Below are 17,735 nucleotides of genomic sequence, written 5' to 3'. Positions count from 1 at the left end.
TCCTCGCGTCGACAATGCGCCCCATGGGACATCTGGAAGCCGCGCACCTCGAGTACTACCTCCCCGACGGGAGGGCGCTGCTCGGCGATGTGTCCTTCCGGGTGGGGGAAGGAGCCGTCGTGGCCCTCGTCGGGCCCAACGGCGCCGGCAAGACCACCCTGCTGCGGCTGATCTCCGGCGAGCTGAAACCGCACGGCGGGACGGTGACCGTGAGTGGCGGCCTCGGGGTGATGCGCCAGTTCGTGGGGTCCGTACGGGACGAGACGACCGTCCGGGACCTGCTCGTGTCGGTCGCGCCGCCGCGGATCAGGGAGGCCGCGCAGGCCGTCGACCGGGCCGAGCACCTGATCATGACCGTCGACGACGAGGCCGCCCAGCTGAAGTACGCGCAGGCCCTCTCCGACTGGGCCGAGGTGCGCGGGTACGAGTCCGAGACGCTCTGGGACATGTGCACCATGGCCGCGCTCGGGGTGCCGTACGACAAGGCACAGTTCCGGCAGGTACGGACCCTGTCCGGCGGTGAGCAGAAGCGGCTGGTGCTGGAGGCTCTGCTGCGCGGCACGGACCAGGTGCTGCTGCTCGACGAGCCGGACAACTACCTCGACGTGCCCGGCAAGCGCTGGCTGGAGGAGCGGCTGAAGGAGACCCGCAAGACGGTGCTCTTCGTCTCCCACGACCGGGAGCTGCTCTCCCGGGCCGCCGAGAAGATCGTGTCGGTGGAGCCCTCGCCCGCCGGGGCGGACGCCTGGGTGCACGGCGGCGGTTTCGGCACGTATCACGAGGCGCGGCGCGAACGCTTCGCCCGTTTCGAGGAGTTGCGCCGGCGCTGGGACGAGAAGCACGCGCAGCTCAAGAAGCTGGTGCTGAATCTCCGTCAGGCGGCCAGCATCAGCCACGAGTTGGCGTCCCGCTACCAGGCGGCCCAGACCCGGCTGCGCAAGTTCGAGGAAGCCGGCCCGCCGCCCGAGCCGCCGCGCGAGCAGGACATCAAGATGCGGCTCAAGGGCGGTCGTACCGGCGTAAGGGCCGTCACCTGTACGGGACTTGAACTGACCGGCCTGATGAAGCCCTTCGACCTGGAGGTCTTCTACGGCGAACGCGTCGCCGTCCTCGGCTCCAACGGCTCCGGCAAGTCGCACTTCCTGCGGCTGCTGGCGGGGGACTCCACCGTGGCGCACACCGGGCAGTGGAAGCTCGGGGCGCGGGTCGTGCCCGGGCACTTCGCGCAGACGCACGCCCACCCCGAGCTCTTCGGCCGCACCCTTCTCGACATCCTCTGGAAGGAGCACGCCCAGGACCGGGGCGCCGCGATGTCCCGGCTGCGCCGCTACGAACTGACCGGCCAGGCCGAGCAGGGCTTCGACCGGCTCTCCGGCGGCCAGCAGGCCCGCTTCCAGATCCTCCTCCTGGAGCTCCAGGGCGTCACCGCGCTCCTCTTGGACGAGCCCACGGACAACCTTGACCTGGAGTCCGCGGAGGCCCTCCAGGAGGGCCTGGAGGCATTCGACGGCACGGTCCTCGCGGTCACCCACGACCGCTGGTTCGCGCGCTCCTTCGACCGGTACCTGGTCTTCGGCGCGGACGGGCGGGTGCGCGAGACGGCGGAGCCGGTGTGGGACGAGCGACGCGTGGAACGGGCCCGGTAACCGCAGGTCACCGGGCCCGTCCGAGGCGTCTCAGGCCCAGCGCAGCAGTGCGCCCAGGCCGCCCACCGGGGTCTCCTCGCTCACCGGTGTCACCGAGAGCGCCGGAGCCCCCGTCGCCACCGCCGACCTGATCAGCGCGTCGTCCGCCCGGGCCGACCAGGAGTTCTGTTCGCCGAGGATCTTCAGATCCGTGCGGCGGACCGCCAACTGGTCCGGGTCCTCCCCGACCCACACCTCGCGGTGCGCGTCGGGCCCGTCCGGGCGGATCAGGAGCTGGTCTATCCGGTGCTCGCGCGCCGCCTCGACCAGCGCGGGCACGCCCTCCACGGCTCCGGGCTGCCCGTCGTCGCCCGGAGTGCGGGCCGCGAGGAACCGTTCCAGCTCCCGCTCCGCGCGCTGCCGTACATGCTCGGCACGCGCCTTTTCCACGTCCTCGTCGAGCAGCCGGCTGCCGGCGCCGTGCTCGGCCTCGACGACCCGGCCCTGCAGCCGCTTCGGCAGCCGCTCGTGCACGGACCGCTTCTCCCGCTCGTCACCGACCAGGATCAGCAGGTCGGCGCCGGTCTCCTCCTGGCAGACGGCGAGCGCGTCCGCGATCTCGGCCGCGTTGTGCTCCCAGGTGTTCTCCACCCGCAGCTGGAAGTGCCGCTCCGACCAGTCCGAGCTGGTCGTCCGGTGCACGGGCCACTGCTTGCCGGTCACCGAACCGGCGCCCTGCCGGCCGAGCGCCCCGCGCAGCTCGAAGTCGGCGCCCTTGCGGTCGACGTACGCCACCACGCACACCGGGTCCTCGCCGGCCAGCTCCAGCAGCGGCGCGGTGTGCGGCAGCGGGGCCCAGCGGACCAGGCTGCCCTCGGGGGACCTGGTCAGCACCGGGTCCAGGACGACCTCGCCGGCCCGTGCGAAGAGGGCCCGGCCGTGGGGTTCGGACGAGTGCCGCAGTTCCTCGATCGCCTCCCGCACGGCCACGCAGGTCTCCTCGTCGGCCCCCTGCGTGGACAGCTCGCGGGCGACCGCGACCGCCGCGAGATGCCGTTCGTGGAGGGTGTCCTCCGTGGGGCGGGGGGCGTCGACGTACACAGAGGCCCAGGGGCCCGGATGTTCGTAGAGTGGATGCAGAAAGGCGAGATCCATGGGTTCCCTCCCGGATGCCGCTCGGGGGCAATGCGGTAATGCTTGCCGGGCGGGTACCCGAAGCACATGAACGAACACGACGAGCGGGGTACCACCATGACCGGAGTCGACCCCAGCAGGTTGGACGACCAGCAGCTCATGAAAGAGCTGGAGACGATCCATCGCACCCGGCACGAAACGCTGCTCCACGGCTCGAACGACGCGCTCAGTACCCACAACCAGCGCATGGCCCGGCTCGAGGGCGAGTATCTGCGCCGCAACCCGCGCCGGACGGTCGCCGCGGGCCGCACGCGTGAGGGCGCGCGGGACCGTGGGCCGGGGGAATCGGCCACACCGGCGCTGGACTGACCGGACCGACCAGGGGGGACCTGCGCGGACAGCCGACGGTGACCTGCCGATCACATGATCAGCAGGCCACCGATGAGGTGCCCGCAGGCTCAGTGGCGCGTGGGCAGCCGGTCCCAGTGCCGGTGCGACGCGATCGCGGCCACGAACGCGTTCAGGAAGTCCTCGCCCGCCGGACCCGGGGACGTCTCCGTCACCACGCCCTGGTCGCTCTCCACGCGGTGGAACTCGGTGGACAGCCGCAGTCCCTCCGGCTCAAGCGATGACAGGATCCCGACGCCCGAGCCGAGCGCGCCGATCGGCTTGCCGTGCCGGTAGGCGTCCCGCACGAAACGCATGACGTCCTGGTCGGCGGCCGTCGGCGGGGTGCCCACGGGACCCCCGGGCAGCAGGACGGCGTCGTACAGCACGGACGCGACGGTCGGCAGCGCGCGGTCCACCGTGTACAGCTCGCCGTCGGAGCCCCGCACCTCGCCGTCCGTCGGAGCCAGCGCCTCCACGATCGCGCCCTCGGCGGCCAGCCGCTCCCGCACCGAGGTCACCTGATCGGCGTCGATCCCGTCGGTGACCAGGACCGCGATCTGCCGGGTGCGGATGGAACCGTCGCCGCGCAGCGACTCCAGGCTGAGAGCGGGGGAGGAGAGCTTGGACACCGTCTCGCCCGCGGTCGGTTCCGGTACCCCGATGCCGCGCGCCACCTGCGTCGCCAGCGCGCCGTCCACCTTCGCGAGGTGCTCGACCGTCCGGGCTCGCACGGTCCGCGCGCCCACCTTGCCCAGCTCGAACCGGAACGCCTCGACGATGTGCTGCTTCTCCCAGTCGGCCATGCTGTTCCAGAACAGCGCGGGCTGGCTGTAGTGGTCCTGGAAACTCGGGCTGCGCCGCCGGATCTTGTGTCCGTCCACGCGTTCCGCGTAGTGCGTGAACGCGTTCCCGTCGACACCGGCGTGGGCCGGGCAGCCGCCGCCGAGTGAGTTCGGGAAGTAGTTCGTGCCCCGGTGGATCGTGCTCTGGTGGTAGCCGTCGCGCTGGTTGTTGCGCACCGGCGCCACCGGCCGGTTCACCGGCAGCTGCGAGAAGTTGGGCCCGCCCAGCCGGATCAACTGGGTGTCCAGGTAGGAGAAGTTGCGGGCCTGGAGCAGCGGGTCGTTGGTGAAGTCGATACCGGGCACGACGTTGGCGGTGTGGAAGGCGACCTGCTCGGTCTCGGCGAAGAAGTTCTCCGGATTGCGGTCGAGCACCATCCGGCCGATCGGCCGGACGGGCACCTGCTCCTCCGGGATGAGCTTCGTGGCGTCGAGCAGATCGAAGTCGAACGCGAACTCGTCCTCCTCCGGCACGAGTTGCACGCCGAGCTCCCACTCCGGGTACTCGCCGGCCTCGATGGCGTCCCACAGGTCGCGCCGGTTGAAGTCCGGGTCACGGCCCTGGCACTCCTGTGCCTCGTCCCACACCAGCGAGTGCGCGCCCAGCCGCGGCTTCCAGTGGAACTTCACGAAGGTGCCCCTGCCCTCCGCGTTCACGAACCGGAAGGTGTGCACACCGAAGCCCTGCATCATGCGGTAGCTGCGCGGGATCGCCCGGTCCGACATCAGCCACATGATCGCGTGCAGGGTCTCCGGCTGGAGCGACACGAAGTCCCACAGGGTGTCGTGCGCCGAGGCGCCGGTGGGGATGTCGTTGTGCGGCTCCGGCTTCACCGCGTGCACGAAGTCCGGGAACTTGATGCCGTCCTGGATGAAGAAGACCGGGAAATTGTTCCCGACGAGGTCGTAATTGCCTTCCGACGTATAGAACTTGGTGGCGAAGCCCCGCACGTCCCGCACGGTGTCCGCGGAACCCTTGGGCCCCTGCACGGTCGAGAACCGCACGAAGACGGGGGTGCGGACCGCCGGGTCCTGGAGGAAGGCGGCACGGGTGAACTCCGCGCAGGACTCGTACGGTTCGAAGTAGCCGTACGCGCCCGCGCCCCGCGCGTGCACCACTCGCTCCGGGATCCGCTCGTGGTCGAAGTGGGTGAGCTTCTCCCGGAAGTGGAAGTCCTCCATGAGCGTCGGACCGCGCTCACCGGCGGCGAGCGAGTCGTCGGTGTGGTCGACTCCGACGCCCTGGTCGGTGGTGAGTGGCCCGGCGGTCGGGTCGTCGGCGTGAAAACCTTCGCGCTGACGCTGTTTGCGGTCGGCGGAGTCCACTAGGCGGCCTCCTTCGCGAACACGTCCAGGAACGTCTCGCAGAACGCCTTGAGGTCGTCCGGCTTGCGGCTGGTGACCAGCTTGTTGTTCCCGTGTTCGCAGACCTTCACCTGCTCGTCCACCCAGGTGCCGCCCGCGTTGCGGATGTCCGTCTCGAGACTCGGCCAGGAGGTGAGCACCCGGCCCCGTACGACGTCCGCCTCGACGAGCGTCCACGGCGCGTGGCAGATCGCGGCCACCGGGCGCTCCTGGGTGAAGAAGTCCCGGACGAACGCCACGGCCTTCTCGTCCATCCGCAGGAAGTCCGGGTTGGCCACCCCGCCGGGCAGCACCAGCCCGCCGAAGGAGTCCGCGGACGTCTCGCCCACGACCTCCTGCACGGGGAAGGTGTCCGCCTTGTCGAGATGGTTGAACGCCTGGATCTTGCCGGGCTCCGTCGACACGAGCACGGGTTCGTGCCCCGCGTTCACCGCCGCCTGCCACGGATCGGTGAGCTCGATCTGCTCGACGCCCTCGGGTGCGGTCAGAAACGCGATACGCATGATGGTTCAACGTCCTTTCCTGGAAAGCTTTTTCCTTGCTCGGGAAGCGCGCGCACAGCGCAGCAGCTCCTCGCCGTACGGCAGCAGCACACAGGCGCCGATCGCGGCGCCGATGCCGGCGAGATAACCAGGGGACAGCGGCCGCTGCCGTGGCACCAGCCCAGACACATGAGGGCGGCCAGCGCGGCGAACGGCAGCGACTCCAGGAAGCTGTGGATGTGCTGCTCGACCGGCTTGACCTCGCGGTCGCTGTCGACGGCCGTCTTCACGTCCCACAACGCGGTCGCCTCGTGCAGGGCGGCACCGCCCAACTGCACGGTGAGGAGCAGGGGATTGACGTCGTAGCGCAGGGTGAGCGCGATGGGGATGCCCACTTCGGCCATCATCAGGGAGTGGATCACTGCGGGTGCGCCGGTGCATCACCCAGTCGGCGAGCCCCGGCACGAACCAGCCGGGCAGCAGCCCGTAGAGGAGATACCGGGTGGTCACGTCCCCGACGTCGACCGTGGCAGCGGTGGCACTGATCTCCGCGGCCTGGCCCCGGTTCATACGGGGGCCCCGTCGTCCGGATCAGCACGGCTGATGTCGGCGAGCGCCGACCCCGGGTCCCGGCCCTCGGCGATGTCCCCGAGGCTCACGATGCCGACGGGCAGGCCGTCCTCGATCACCGGCAGTCGCCGTACGGCGTGCGCGCGCATCAGCGCGACCGCCTGCGTCACCGGGTCGCCGGGGGCGACGGTCAGCGGATCCGGCGTGCACACCGACTGGGCACTCACCGTCAGCGGGTCGGCGCCGTCGGCGACGGCCCGGACCGTGATGTCCCGGTCGGTGAGCAGACCCACCACGTGCTGACCGTCGGCCACCACGACATCGCCGATGTCCTGCGCGCGCATCAGCCGCGCAGCCTCGACCAGCGAGGCGTCCGGGCGGACGGCCACCACACCGGGCGTCATCACGTCCCTCACGAGCTCCGCCGTCACCGGGTGCCCTCGGTCCGGGTGAGTGCCCGAGCGAGCTCCTGGACGTTGGCGTAGCTCTCCTTGCGTGGCAGTCCCTCCACCGCCTCTGCGAGGGCGTCGGGGGCGTTCTTGCGGCGCAGCACCCGCCCCAGCTCCACGGAAGTGGCGGGGAACGGACTGCGGCCCAGGAGCCGGGCCAGCTCCAGTCGGACGGTCTCCAGCGACGCCCCGTCGCTGCCCGGCGCCACGGGTCCGCCCCAGACCTGCGGATCGTCGTCGGCGGTCGGCTCCGGGTCGTTCCACTCCTCACTCCGGGTGGGATGCCCGGAACGGAGCAGACCCTGGAGTTCGTGCTTCATCTCGTCGTCACGGTGGCGACTCAGCCGGTCGCTGCCTCGCTGCATGTCTCCCTCCAGATCTTCGGGGTCCGCACCGCGTACCCGTGCACCGGAGGCCGACACAGGGTTTGCCGGACCGAAGCCGGGAGACCCGGCCCGCACCCCCCGCGCACCTCCCCTGGGAAGGACATGGCGATGGTCGTCCTCGCCGCGCTCATACCGATCCTCATGCTCGGCGTCGTGCTCGCGCTCGGCCGGTACGAGGAGCTGATGCTGTCGGAGCAGGAGGACGACCGGCGCGAACCGGCCGCCCTCCCGGTGGCTACTTCTTCTCCCGCCCCGGCAGGAACTCCTGCACCTTCGCCTTGAAGCCCTGCTTCACCATGGAGGCCCGGTCCGCGTCACCCTTGAGGATCGACGCGGCCGCGGCCTCCATCTGCTCCCAGGTCGCGTGCGGCGGGATCGGCGGTACGGCCGGGTCGGTGAGGAACTCCAGGACCGCGGGCCCGTCCGCCTCGAGACCGGCCCGCCAGGCCGCCTCCACGTCCTCCGGCTTCTCCACCCGGATCCCGGTCAGACCGAGGGAGCGGGCGAACGCGGCGTACTGGACGTCCGGGAGCTGCTGCGAGGGCAGGAAGGACGGGGCGCCCTCCATGGCCCGCATCTCCCAGGTGACCTGGTTGAGGTCGTGGTTGTTCCAGATGGCGACGATCAGCCGCGGGTCCTCCCACAGGTCCCGGTACTTGGCCGCGGTGATCAGCTCGGCCATGCCGTTCATCTGCATCGCCCCGTCCCCGACCAGCGCGATCGCCGGCCGGTCCGGGTGCGCGAACTTCGCGCCGATCGCGTACGGCACCCCGGGACCCATCGTCGCCAGCGTGCCGGACAGCGACGCGCGCATGCCGGGACGCATGGTCAGGTGCCGGGCGTACCAGTTGGCGGTGGAACCGGAGTCGGAGGTGACGATCGCGTTGTCGGGCAGCAGCGGGTCGAGGGCGTGTGCCACGTACTCCGGGTTGATCGGGTCGGCCGTCTGCTGCGCCCGCCGCTCCATCACCTCGCGCCAGCGCGTGACGTTGTCGCACACCGTGTCGTACCACTCGCGCCCGCCGCGCTCCACGTCCAGCATCGGGATCAGCCGCTGCAGCGTCGCCTTCGCGTCGCCGACGAGATTCACCTCGTACGGATAACGCATCCCGACCATGTGCGGGTCGATGTCGATCTGCACGCCCCGCGCCTTGCCGAAGTCCGGCAGGAACTGCGTGTAGGGGAACGACGACCCGATGGTCAGCAGGGTGTCGCAGTCCCGCATGAGTTCGTACGACGGTCGCGTGCCCAGCAGGCCGATCGAGCCGGTGACGTACGGGAGTTCGTCGCTCAGCGCGTCCTTGCCGAGCAGCGCCTTGGCGACGCCCGCGCCGAGCAGCTCGGCGATCCGCTCCACCTCGACCCGCGCTCCGGCCGCGCCCTGACCGATCAGGATCGCGGGCTTGTCACCGGAGTTGAGGATCTCCGCGGCCCGCTCCAGGGACTCCTGGGACGGAACCGCCGTCCAGTCGCTGCGGTCCAGGCTGGACGGCACCATCTTGAACTCGTGGGTGGGCGCCGAGTAGTCGAGCTCCTGCACGTCCCCGGGGATGATGATCGCCGTGGGGCAGCGGCGGGCGTACGCGGTGCGGATCGCCCGGTCCAGGACGTTCGGCAGCTGCTCGGGGACCGTCACCGTCTCCACGAACTCCGAGGCGACGTCCTTGAACAGAGTGTGCAGGTCCACCTCCTGCTGGTACGAACCGCCCATCGCGGTGCGGTGCGTCTGGCCGACGATCGCCAGCACCGGCACATGGTCCAGCTTGGCGTCGTACAGACCGTTGAGCAGGTGGATCGCGCCGGGACCCGAGGTCGCCGCGCACACTCCGATGCGACCGCTGAACTTGGCGTAACCGACCGCCTCGAACGCGGACATCTCCTCGTGCCGGGACTGCACGAACCGTGGCTGGTTGTCGGCCCGGCCCCAGGCCGCCAGCAGGCCGTTGATGCCGTCGCCCGGATAGCCGAAGACATGGTCCACACCCCACTCACGGAGCCGCTCGAGGATGTGATCGGACACCTTGGTGCTCATGGACTGACCTCCCGACATGGATGGCACAGGCAGCAGCCTTACGAGTCACCCTGCGCGGCCCCGGAAAACCTGCCCCGGGTTTGCCGCCGGGGGCCGGGGGCAGGCGCGTCACAGTGCTTCGGACCGGAGGCACGTGTGGGGAAGCGGCGCCCGGCCGCCACGGCCGCGCCTGTCCGAGTGCGGACGCGCTCCCCGCCGATCGTCCAACCCAGAGCATTATCAAGGGAGTTGCGACGCACATGCCCACTTCAGTGAGCGCGAAGCACCACCCGCACGACGACGCACCCGACACCGCCGACTCCTTCCGCAGGCTCGCTGACCTCCCCCCGGGACCCGAGCGCGACACCCTGCGCGGACGGATCGTCGAGGCATGGCTGCCCATGGCCCACCGGCTCGCCGGCCGCTTCCGCAGCCGCGGCGAGAGCTTCGACGACCTGCGCCAGGTCGCGGCCCTCGGCCTGGTCAAGGCCGTCGACCGCTACGACCCCGCGCGCGGCAACGCCTTCGAGAGCTACGCCGTCCCCACCATCACCGGCGAGATCAAGCGGCACTTCCGCGACCACATGTGGACCCTACACGTGCCGCGCCGGGTCCAGGACCTGCGCAACCGGGTCCGCTTCGCCTCCCAGGACCTCGCCCAGACCATCCCGGGGCGCAGGCCCACCGTCGCGGAGATCGCCGAGCACGCGAACATGAGCGAGGAGGACGTCCTGGTGGGCCTCGAGGCCCTGGAGAGCTTCACCGCCCTCTCCCTCGACGCCGAACTGCCCGGCAGCGAGGACGGCTACTCGCTCGCCGACGCCCTCGGCTCGGCCGACCCCGCACTGGACACGGTCGTCGACCGCGAGTCCGTCAGGCCCCGGCTGGCCGCGCTGCCCGAGCGGGAGCGCGCCATCCTCTACATGCGTTTCTTCGGCGACATGACCCAGAGCCGGATCGCCGAGCAGCTGGGCATCTCCCAGATGCACGTGTCCCGCCTGATCAGCCGCTGCTGCGGACGGCTGCGTGAGCAGATCATGCGGGACGCCGCCGCGTGACGAAACCGCTCTGAGTAAGCGCCCCCCGGCGCCCCGGCGTCACCCACTCGGCCCTCTCCGTCCCGCCAATGGCCTCCGGCCGCGCGCGGGACGGGGAGGGCCGGGCTGTGATGGCTGTGGGTGCGACCGTCGTGCCCTCGGTCCAGTCGTCGTCACCGTCCAGTCGTCGTCACCCCGACGTCCGACGACGGGCCCCGCAGTCGTCGGCCGAAGGAGTCCACCCCATGCGCCGCACCGCCCGTCTCCGGGCCCTGTCCGTCGTTCTCCCCGCGCTCGGGGTCACCCTGGGCGTCGCCCCGCCGAGCGCCTTCGCGGAACCGGCCGCCGAGGTCAGCCCGAGCAGTGTCCAGCCGGGCGGCAGCGTCACCGTGTCCGTCTCCTGCGATCCCGGTACCGGGACGCCGCCCGCCACCGTCGACGCCACCTCGGAGGCCTTCGAGGCGCAGACCGTCCGGCTGCAGCTGGTGCCCGGCAACGACGACAAGGTCTCCGGCCCCGCCTACAGCGGCACCGCGCACATCTCCGCCGACCAGGAACTTCAGGAAGGTGCCGGCGGCGTCGGCCCGGACTCCGCGTGGACCGTCGACGGCACCTGCCCGACCGCGGACCGCGCACCGGGCCAGGCCTGGAGCGCCACCTTCACGGTCACCAGCGGCCCCGCCACCGGCAGCAGCCACCGCCCCTGCACCAAGCCGCAGACCGAGCCGCAGGCCGAGCCGCAGACCGAGCCCCGCACAGAGCCGCGCACCGAGAGCTGCGGCACCGCGGTCATCCAGAGCCCGGTCCACGCCGGTCAGGGCGGCAGCTTCACCGACTCCGTGCCCGCTCTGGCCGCCGGCGCCCTGCTGATCGCGGGCGCGGCCGCGGGCGCCGTCTACCGGCTGCGCCGCAAGTCCCCCTCGGCGGACGCCTGAGACGAAACGTCAGGTCCGTGTGACGGGCGCAACCCGCACGGGTGCCCATGGCCGGGCGGCACCGTGGGTACTCAGAGCGCGAGGAGCGCGCCAGGCGCGAGAACACGAGACGGTGGACCGGACGAGCCACCGGACAGCGCCTTACGGAGGTGACCGATGCGGACCGACCCGGAGGGCCACGGCCCCGTCCGCTACGGCCCTCCGCTGCCCGACGACGGGCTTCCCGTACTGCCCGAACTCACCGCCGTTCTCGCCGCCGCGGCGGGCCGCCCCCACGCCGAACCGGTCGGCGGCGGCACCCCGCTCCTGGAGGCCGCCTGCGACTACGCGGCCCGGCGCGGTCTGCCCGCCGAACCCGACCACGTGGCCGCCGCCCCCGGCGCCCCCTCCCTCCTGCTCGCCCTGACCGCCGCAATCGGCGGCGACGTCCTGGTGCCCCGCCCCTGCGCCGCCTGGTGGGCGCCGTACGCACGCCTGTTGGGCAGACGCGTATTCCACGTGGCGACACCGGCCGAGTGCGGCGGTGTCCCGGATCCGTACGCCCTTCTGGAGACCGTGCGCCGAGTGCGTGCCGAGGGCGGTGACCCCCGGCTGCTGGTGCTGTCCGTCGCCGACGACCCCACCGCCACCGTCGCCCCGCCCGAGGTGCTGCACGAGACCGTCGAGGCCGCCGCGGGCGAGGGTCTGCACCTGGTCAGCGACGAGACCTGGCGCGACACCGTGCACGCCCCGCGCGAGACGGTCCTGCTCAGCCCCGCCGAGATGCTGCCCGACCGGGTCACCGTCGTCACCGACCTGGCCGGCAGCCTGCTCCCGACCGGCTGGCCGGCCGCCTTCGCCCGCTTCCCGGCGAACGGCGACGGTGACGGCCTCCACGCGCGCGTGCTGGACGTCCTGACCGCCCTCGGCGCCCGCATCGCCGCCCCCGTCGCCGCGGCCGCCGCATATGCCCTCACCGAGCCCGAACCGGTCACCGCCCACCGCGCCGCCGTAGGACGCCTCCACGCGTGTGTGGCCGCCGCGGCGCACTCTGCCGTCATCGGTGCGGGCGCGCTCTCCCGGCCCCCGCGGGCCGGCCGCCACCTCTACGTCGACCTCGACCCCCTGCGCCCCGCGCTCGCCGCGCACGGCGTCGGAGACGCCCAGGACCTGGAGGACTTCCTCACCGCCCGGCTCGGCATGCCCGCACCCGGCGGCCACCGCTTCGGCGACGACCTCGGCGCGCTGCGCGTACGGCTGTCCACCGGCCCCCTGCTCGGCGGTTCCGACGAGGAACGCGCGGAATGCCTCACCTCACCCACACCGTTGGAACTGCCGCACGTGCAACGCGCGTTGATCACCCTGGAGTCGGTCTTCGACGACCTCCGCGACGACGCTCAGCGATGGGAGCCTCCTCGATGACGCAGCAGTCCGAGTCGACCACCCGCCCCCGAGTGGCCGACGAGCCCCCGGCCCCCTCCTTCGCGCCGCCGTCCCCGCCGCTCGCCGAACCCCGCCCGCTGGGGGAGCGCAGAGCGTGGCCGCGGTCCTTCCACGACCGTCTGACCGCCCCGCTGCCCGGCCTGAAGGCCATGGCCCGCTTCGCCCGCGAGGGCGCCGTACGCCCCGGGCCCGAGGGCCTCGCCGACATCCCGAAACTGCCCTACGCGCCCGCCCCGGTCCCCGCCGTCGATGCCCGCACGGTCGCCGTCTCCTGGGCGGGGCACGCCAGTTGGGTGGTGCGGATCGGCGGCCTGACCGTCCTCACCGACCCGGTCTGGTCCCGCCGCATCCTCGGCACCCCGGCCCGCATCACCCCGGTCGGCATCGACTGGGACGCTCTGCCGCGCATCGATGCGGTCGTCATCAGCCACAACCACTACGACCACCTGGACGCCCCGACCCTGCGCCGCCTCCCGCGCGACACCCCGGTCTTCGTCCCGGCCGGACTGGCCCGCTGGTTCCACCGCCGCCGCTTCACCGCCGTGACCGAACTGGACTGGTGGGAGGCGGCCGAACTGCACGGCGTGCGCTTCGACTTCGTGCCCGCCCACCACTGGTCCAAGCGCTCCCTCACGGACACCTGTCGCACCCTCTGGGGCGGCTGGGTCCTCACCGCGCAGGACGGGCAGCGCGTCTACTTCGCGGGCGACACGGGCTACGGCCACTGGTTCTCCCGTATCGGCCACCGCTATCCCGGCATCGACCTCGCCCTCCTGCCGATCGGCGCCTACGACCCCCGCTGGTGGCTCAGCGACGTGCACTGCGACCCGGAGGAGGCGGTGCGAGCGGCCCAGGACCTGGGCGCCCGCCGCATGGCCCCCATGCACTGGGCGACGTTCGTGCTGTCGGCGGAACCGGTGCTGGAACCGCTGAAGAGGGTCAGGCAGGCGTGGGAGAAGGCGGGCCTGGCACGCGAGGACCTGTGGGACCTGCCGATCGGGGGCTCACGGGTGCTGGAGCACCCCTGGAAGCGCCCTGGGAGCGTCCCTAGGAACGGACCCGCTTCCACACCGTCGGCGCCGCGCTGATCGCCACGGTCAGCGCGACCGCCGCCACCACACCCTGCCAAGGCTCCGGGAACAGCGACCCACCCAGAATCCCGATCAGCTGATACGTCACGGCCCAGGCCAGACAAGCCGGCAGATTCCCCCGGACGAACCGCCGCAACGGCCATTCGGCCATGAGACAGGCCAGCATCACCGGAATCCGCCCCGCCGGCACCAGCCGGGAAAGGACGAGGACGGCCACCCCGTGGTCGGCCAGCTTCCCCTGCGCCTGGGAGAGCCGCTCCTCCGGCGCCCGGGACCGAAGCGCCTCCAGCCACCGCGACCCGTTCTTCGACTTCATCCCCCGCCGCCCCAGCCAGTACAGGGCGATGTCGCCGAGAAACGCGGCGCTGGAGGCCGTGACGAACACAAACAGCAGAGCGAGAGGCGCCGTCTGATGAAACGCCACGACGGCGGCCGAACTCACCAGCGCCCCGGTGGGCACCACCGGTACCAACGCTCCCAGAAACACCAGCAGGAACAACGTCGGGTACCCGATCGCCTGTCCGGCAGCCCCCGGCGTCGCCCCCGTGGTGGCGGCCGCGAGCCACGTCATCGCGCAACCTCCAGCCGCACGCTCTCCCCGTGCTCCAGCCGGTGCACATCCACGCCCGGCGCGAACTCCGCCGCCAGCCGCACGAACTCCGCACCCGGCGCATGGAACTCATGCGGCCGCACCGCGTCCATCCCGATCGGCCAGTACGTTCCGTAGTGCACCGGCACCGCACTGCGCGGCGCCAACCGCGCCAGGGCCTGGGCCGCGCGCCCGGCGTCGAGGTGTCCCTCCCCGAGATACGGCCCCCATCCGCCGACCGGCAGCAACGCCACGTCGACCGGCCCGACCTCCTTGGCCATGTCGTCGAACAGCCCGGTGTCCCCGGCGAAGTACGTCCGCGCCGAGCCCTCGACGACGTAACCGAGCGCGGGGGAGCGGTGCGGCCCGACCGGCAGCCGGCGCCCGTCGTGCCAGGCCGGGACCACGCGTATCAGGAGGTCGCCGACGCGTCGCTCGTCGCCGGGCGCCACCTCGTCCACCCGGAGGTGGGTGAGTCGGCGCATCCCCGGCACCTGGCGTGGTGCGCCCCGGGGCACGAACAGGCGCGTGCCCGGCTCGAGCCGGGCCAGCGAGGGAACATGCAGGTGGTCGGCGTGCAGATGGGAGACGAGGGCCACGTCCGCACGCCGGGCGCCGGGCGGCGGTACCGCACCGCGGCGCCGGCGCAGATGGGCGAGACGGCGGGCGAACAGAGGGTCGGTGAGCACACGTACGTCCGAATCCGTCACCGTGCAGGTGGCATGGCCCCACCAGGTGATCTCCACCGGCACCTCTTTGCCTCCTTCGCGCGACTCCCCGAAGCCTACGGGCTGGAGTAGGGTCGGCGGCGAAACCCGGAGGTGAGGGGGACACCATGGGAGCGGTTCATGTCACGGCGATCGCGAGTCTGACGCCGCTGGAGGAGCTGGACGCCGACCCCTTCCTGGTGGACTCCCGCAGCCAGCACGCGATGTGCGCGCGCTGGGCCGCGGAGCGGGGGTACACCGTGCGGCGGGAGCTGCTGGTGCGGGGGCTCAGGGCCGACCACTGCGTGCTGTGGGACGGGGTACGGGCGGGGCGGGACCTCTTCGTGGCCCCGAGCCGCAGGGTCCTGGAGAGCGCCCTGTCCTCCGTGGAGGAGTTCACCGCAGAGTGCGCCCGCCGGGGGGTACGGGTCGAGACGGTGGGCTTCGCGGAGCCCCTCTACGACGCCCAGATGAAGGCCAGGGTGCACCGCAGGCTGTCGATGCCGACGGCGGGATACGACGGCCGTTAGCCACCCGTATGACACGCTGGTCCCAGCGCCCGCACCGACGACGGGCCGGGACGTGAGGTGTACGGGGCGTGCGTGCAAGGCGTTGGCGGCGGGTGGCCAGTCAGGTCGGGCGGAGCGTCACGGTATGGGTCGTCTCGACCCTGACGATGCTGGTGCTGGCGGGCATCCTGCCGGACTTCCGGCTCCAGTCCCCGACCGGTGACAGCGCGACCCGGATCGCGGTCACGGCGGCGTTCGGCGCCGGTGCCTTCGGTGTGCTGTCGGCCGTCGTGTGGCCGCTGCTCGTACGGCTGTTCCTGCTCGTACCGACCCTGGTGCTCGGGCTCCTGGTCTTCTTCCTCAACGGGGCACTGCTGCTGCTCGCCCTGCGCCTGAACCCCGCCGAGCGCGGCGACGCCGCCCCGGAGACCGCGGTCGTGGTGGCCGCCGTGATGTCCGCGGTCGCCTCCGCCACCGGCGGTGCCCTCGCGGTGCGCGACGACGACGCCTACCGGCGCCGCCTGTACCGTCTCGCCGACCGCCGCCGCAGACGCGGCCCCGTGGGTCCGGCCACCCCCGGCACGGTCTTCCTCCAGCTCGACGGAGTGGGCCACGACGTCCTGCTGGCCGCGGTCCGCAACGGACTCATGCCGACGATCGCCCGATGGCTGGGCCACGGCGACCACTCCGGCCGTGGGGTACGCCCCACCCACCGGCTCACCCCCTGGCGCACCGACTGGTCCAGCCAGACCGGTGCCAGCCAGCTCGGCATCCTGCACGGCAGCAACCACGACGTCCCCGCCTTCCGCTGGTACGAGAAGGACCGCGGCGAGGTGATGGTCTGCAACCGCCCGACCAGCGCCGTCGAACTCCAGCACCGGGCCGTGGCACAGGCGGGACACGGCGGACTGCTCGCCGTCGACGGCGCGAGCCGAGGCAACCTCTTCTCGGGCGGCGCGGAGGAACAGGCCCTCGTCCTGTCCATCGCCACCCGCCGCCGCAGCCGTGAGACCCGCTCCAGGGCCGGCTACTTCGCCTACTTCTCCGACCCCGCCAACGCCGTCCGCACCGCCATGTCGTTCCTCGCCGAGGTCGGCCGCGAGATCGGCCAGTCGACCCGCACCCGGATACGCAAGGACCGTCCCCGGGTGGGCCGCGGGGGCCTGTACCCGCTCGTCCGCGCCTTCGCGACCGTCGTGGAACGCGATGTCGTGGTCGCCGCCGTCATGGGCGACATGCTCGCCGGGCGTACGGCCGTCTACGCCGACCTCGTCGCCTACGACGAGGTCGCCCACCACTCCGGGCCGACGAGCCGCGACGCCGCGAAGGTCCTTCAGCGCCTGGACCGCTCGCTCGCCCTGATCGAGAACGTCGCCGAACACGCCCCGCGCCCGTACCGCATCGTCGTCCTCTCCGACCACGGCCAGAGCCCCGGCGAGACCTTCCGCACCCGCTACGGGCTCACCCTCGGCGACCTGGTCCGGGCCGGCTGCGGGCTGCCCGTGTCGCGCAAGGCCGAGCGCACCCACAGCGGGGCCGAGGCCCGCGCCGCCGTCCGTGCCGCGCTGCGCCGGCCGGGCAAGGAGGGGCGTGAGCAGTACCGGCCCGCGCGCGACTCCGAGCCGATCGTGCTGGCCTCCGGCAACCTCGGCCTTGTCTCCTTCCCGGACGTGCATCACCGGATGAGCAAGGAGGAGATGGACGCGAGACACCCGGCTCTGCTGACCACTCTCGCCAATCATCCTGGTGTCGGTTTCCTCCTGGTGAGCAGCGAGGAGCACGGTGGGGTGGTGCTGGGGCCGTTCGGTACGGAGATCCCGCTGGAGCAACTGGACGAGAATCCGGGGCCGTTGGCGGACTTCGGGCCTGGCGCGGTCGAGGCGGTACGGCGTACGCACTCCTTTCCGCACACCGCCGACATCATGGTCAACTCCTGGTACGACCCGGCGGAGGGGGAGGTGCTCGCCTTCGAGGAGCAGATCGGGTCGCACGGTGGGCTGGGGGGTGCGCAGGCCAAGCCGTTCCTGTTGTCGCCGCTCGCCCTGTCCGCGCCGCCCGAGGGGCTTGCCGGGGCGGAGCGGGTGCACGACGTGCTGCGGGGGTGGCTCGACGAGGCCGGGGGTCCTCAAGTGCCGGTGCAGAAGGCCGAGGAGAAGGCCGCGTAGTCGTTCGGCTGCGGGCGGGCTGAGAA

General features: G+C 72.0%; 17 protein-coding genes and 1 pseudogene. 9 read left to right on the top strand and 9 right to left on the bottom strand.

Annotation, left to right across the window (positions count from 1 at the left end; all coding sequences use genetic code 11):
• Positions 1-23: 23 nt before the first annotated feature.
• Positions 24-1,646: an ABC-F family ATP-binding cassette domain-containing protein gene (locus RNB18_RS22125; protein WP_311715832.1), complete on the top strand. Its 1,623-nt coding sequence runs from the start codon at positions 24-26 to the stop codon at positions 1,644-1,646.
• Positions 1,647-1,676: 30 nt separating this feature from the next.
• Here RNB18_RS22125 and RNB18_RS22120 read toward each other — a convergent pair whose 3' ends face one another.
• Positions 1,677-2,780 carry a baeRF2 domain-containing protein gene (locus tag RNB18_RS22120; protein WP_311715831.1) on the bottom strand — a complete coding sequence of 368 codons (1,104 nt, stop codon included), beginning with the start codon at positions 2,778-2,780 and terminating at the stop codon, positions 1,677-1,679.
• Positions 2,781-2,846: 66 nt separating this feature from the next.
• On the opposite strand from RNB18_RS22120, the gene RNB18_RS22115 reads away from it, so the two are divergent.
• On the top strand, positions 2,847-3,128 hold the full coding sequence (locus tag RNB18_RS22115) for a DUF6158 family protein (protein WP_311715830.1): 282 nt from the start codon (positions 2,847-2,849) through the stop codon (positions 3,126-3,128).
• Positions 3,129-3,217: 89 nt separating this feature from the next.
• Here the strand turns inward: RNB18_RS22115 and RNB18_RS22110 are convergent, their stop codons facing one another.
• The 5 genes and pseudogenes from RNB18_RS22110 to RNB18_RS22090 form a co-directional block, all read right to left on the bottom strand.
• A complete protein-coding gene (locus RNB18_RS22110; protein ID WP_311715829.1) occupies positions 3,218-5,317 on the bottom strand; it encodes a catalase in 2,100 nt (699 codons plus the stop codon).
• On the bottom strand, positions 5,317-5,859 hold the full coding sequence (locus RNB18_RS22105) for a type 1 glutamine amidotransferase domain-containing protein (protein WP_311715828.1): 543 nt from the start codon (positions 5,857-5,859) through the stop codon (positions 5,317-5,319). The genes RNB18_RS22110 and RNB18_RS22105 overlap by 1 nt, the downstream gene beginning before the upstream one ends.
• Before the next feature lie 6 nt (positions 5,860-5,865).
• Positions 5,866-6,408, bottom strand: a pseudogene (locus RNB18_RS22100) (diguanylate cyclase).
• A complete protein-coding gene (locus tag RNB18_RS22095; protein ID WP_311715827.1) occupies positions 6,405-6,839 on the bottom strand; it encodes a CBS domain-containing protein in 435 nt (144 codons plus the stop codon). Before RNB18_RS22095 ends, RNB18_RS22100 begins: the two are co-directional and overlap by 4 nt.
• Complete coding sequence (locus RNB18_RS22090; protein WP_311715826.1) at positions 6,836-7,222, bottom strand: DUF2795 domain-containing protein; 387 nt, start codon at positions 7,220-7,222, stop codon at positions 6,836-6,838. The genes RNB18_RS22095 and RNB18_RS22090 overlap by 4 nt, the downstream gene beginning before the upstream one ends.
• Positions 7,223-7,345: 123 nt before the next feature.
• Between RNB18_RS22090 and RNB18_RS22085 the strand changes: the two genes are divergently transcribed.
• Positions 7,346-7,525 carry a hypothetical protein gene (locus RNB18_RS22085; protein WP_311715825.1) on the top strand — a complete coding sequence of 60 codons (180 nt, stop codon included), beginning with the start codon at positions 7,346-7,348 and terminating at the stop codon, positions 7,523-7,525.
• Here RNB18_RS22085 and RNB18_RS22080 read toward each other — a convergent pair.
• Complete coding sequence (locus RNB18_RS22080; protein ID WP_311715824.1) at positions 7,479-9,275, bottom strand: thiamine pyrophosphate-requiring protein; 1,797 nt, start codon at positions 9,273-9,275, stop codon at positions 7,479-7,481. The two genes, RNB18_RS22085 and RNB18_RS22080, sit on opposite strands and share 47 nt — an antisense overlap.
• Before the next feature lie 239 nt (positions 9,276-9,514).
• On the opposite strand from RNB18_RS22080, the gene RNB18_RS22075 reads away from it, so the two are divergent.
• The 4 genes from RNB18_RS22075 to RNB18_RS22060 all read left to right on the top strand — a co-directional run bounded on the left by RNB18_RS22075 (position 9,515) and on the right by RNB18_RS22060 (position 13,736).
• Positions 9,515-10,312 carry an RNA polymerase sigma factor SigF gene (locus RNB18_RS22075; protein WP_311715823.1) on the top strand — a complete coding sequence of 266 codons (798 nt, stop codon included), beginning with the start codon at positions 9,515-9,517 and terminating at the stop codon, positions 10,310-10,312.
• A 224-nt stretch (positions 10,313-10,536) separates the two neighbouring features.
• Positions 10,537-11,226, top strand: a complete 690-nt coding sequence (locus RNB18_RS22070) for a hypothetical protein (RefSeq protein WP_311715822.1) — start codon at positions 10,537-10,539, stop codon at positions 11,224-11,226.
• Between the two features lie 156 nt (positions 11,227-11,382).
• Complete coding sequence (locus RNB18_RS22065) at positions 11,383-12,627, top strand: aminotransferase class I/II-fold pyridoxal phosphate-dependent enzyme (protein ID WP_311715821.1); 1,245 nt, start codon at positions 11,383-11,385, stop codon at positions 12,625-12,627.
• On the top strand, positions 12,624-13,736 hold the full coding sequence (locus tag RNB18_RS22060) for an MBL fold metallo-hydrolase (protein ID WP_311715820.1): 1,113 nt from the start codon (positions 12,624-12,626) through the stop codon (positions 13,734-13,736). Before RNB18_RS22065 ends, RNB18_RS22060 begins: the two co-directional genes overlap by 4 nt.
• Here the strand turns inward: RNB18_RS22060 and RNB18_RS22055 are convergent.
• Both RNB18_RS22055 and RNB18_RS22050 read right to left on the bottom strand, forming a co-directional pair.
• A complete protein-coding gene (locus RNB18_RS22055; RefSeq protein WP_311715819.1) occupies positions 13,696-14,310 on the bottom strand; it encodes a DedA family protein in 615 nt (204 codons plus the stop codon). The genes RNB18_RS22060 and RNB18_RS22055 overlap by 41 nt on opposite strands.
• Positions 14,307-15,080, bottom strand: a complete 774-nt coding sequence (locus tag RNB18_RS22050; RefSeq protein ID WP_311715818.1) for an MBL fold metallo-hydrolase — start codon at positions 15,078-15,080, stop codon at positions 14,307-14,309. The genes RNB18_RS22055 and RNB18_RS22050 overlap by 4 nt, the downstream gene beginning before the upstream one ends.
• A gap of 83 nt (positions 15,081-15,163) precedes the next feature.
• Here RNB18_RS22050 and RNB18_RS22045 point away from each other — a divergent pair, with 83 nt between their 5' ends.
• Both RNB18_RS22045 and RNB18_RS22040 read left to right on the top strand, forming a co-directional pair.
• Positions 15,164-15,565 carry a hypothetical protein gene (locus tag RNB18_RS22045; protein ID WP_031045739.1) on the top strand — a complete coding sequence of 134 codons (402 nt, stop codon included), beginning with the start codon at positions 15,164-15,166 and terminating at the stop codon, positions 15,563-15,565.
• A gap of 68 nt (positions 15,566-15,633) precedes the next feature.
• The gene (locus RNB18_RS22040; RefSeq protein ID WP_311715817.1) at positions 15,634-17,709 is read left to right on the top strand and encodes a phage holin family protein; all 2,076 of its coding nucleotides are present in this window, start codon (positions 15,634-15,636) and stop codon (positions 17,707-17,709) included.
• Positions 17,710-17,735 lie beyond the last annotated feature (26 nt).

It is taken from the genome of Streptomyces doebereineriae, from assembly GCF_031845645.1.
In the GTDB taxonomy this organism is placed as follows: Bacteria; Actinomycetota; Actinomycetes; order Streptomycetales; family Streptomycetaceae; genus Streptomyces; species Streptomyces canus.
Note: the sequence above shows the minus strand (reverse complement) of the source record. Positions and strands in the feature narration are given on the sequence as shown.

Excerpts from the sequence above, each read along its gene's own strand:
- RNB18_RS22125 (WP_311715832.1), top strand. The coding sequence starts at position 24 with ATGGGACATCTGGAAGCCGCGCACCTCGAGTACTACCTCCCCGACGGG.
- RNB18_RS22120 (WP_311715831.1), bottom strand. The coding sequence starts at position 2,780 with ATGGATCTCGCCTTTCTGCATCCACTCTACGAACATCCGGGCCCCTGG.
- RNB18_RS22115 (WP_311715830.1), top strand. The coding sequence starts at position 2,847 with ATGAACGAACACGACGAGCGGGGTACCACCATGACCGGAGTCGACCCC.
- RNB18_RS22105 (WP_311715828.1), bottom strand. The coding sequence starts at position 5,859 with ATGCGTATCGCGTTTCTGACCGCACCCGAGGGCGTCGAGCAGATCGAG.
- RNB18_RS22090 (WP_311715826.1), bottom strand. The coding sequence starts at position 7,222 with ATGCAGCGAGGCAGCGACCGGCTGAGTCGCCACCGTGACGACGAGATG.
- RNB18_RS22085 (WP_311715825.1), top strand. The coding sequence starts at position 7,346 with ATGGCGATGGTCGTCCTCGCCGCGCTCATACCGATCCTCATGCTCGGC.
- RNB18_RS22080 (WP_311715824.1), bottom strand. The coding sequence starts at position 9,275 with ATGAGCACCAAGGTGTCCGATCACATCCTCGAGCGGCTCCGTGAGTGG.
- RNB18_RS22075 (WP_311715823.1), top strand. The coding sequence starts at position 9,515 with ATGCCCACTTCAGTGAGCGCGAAGCACCACCCGCACGACGACGCACCC.
- RNB18_RS22070 (WP_311715822.1), top strand. The coding sequence starts at position 10,537 with ATGCGCCGCACCGCCCGTCTCCGGGCCCTGTCCGTCGTTCTCCCCGCG.
- RNB18_RS22065 (WP_311715821.1), top strand. The coding sequence starts at position 11,383 with ATGCGGACCGACCCGGAGGGCCACGGCCCCGTCCGCTACGGCCCTCCG.
- RNB18_RS22060 (WP_311715820.1), top strand. The coding sequence starts at position 12,624 with ATGACGCAGCAGTCCGAGTCGACCACCCGCCCCCGAGTGGCCGACGAG.
- RNB18_RS22055 (WP_311715819.1), bottom strand. The coding sequence starts at position 14,310 with ATGACGTGGCTCGCGGCCGCCACCACGGGGGCGACGCCGGGGGCTGCC.
- RNB18_RS22045 (WP_031045739.1), top strand. The coding sequence starts at position 15,164 with ATGGGAGCGGTTCATGTCACGGCGATCGCGAGTCTGACGCCGCTGGAG.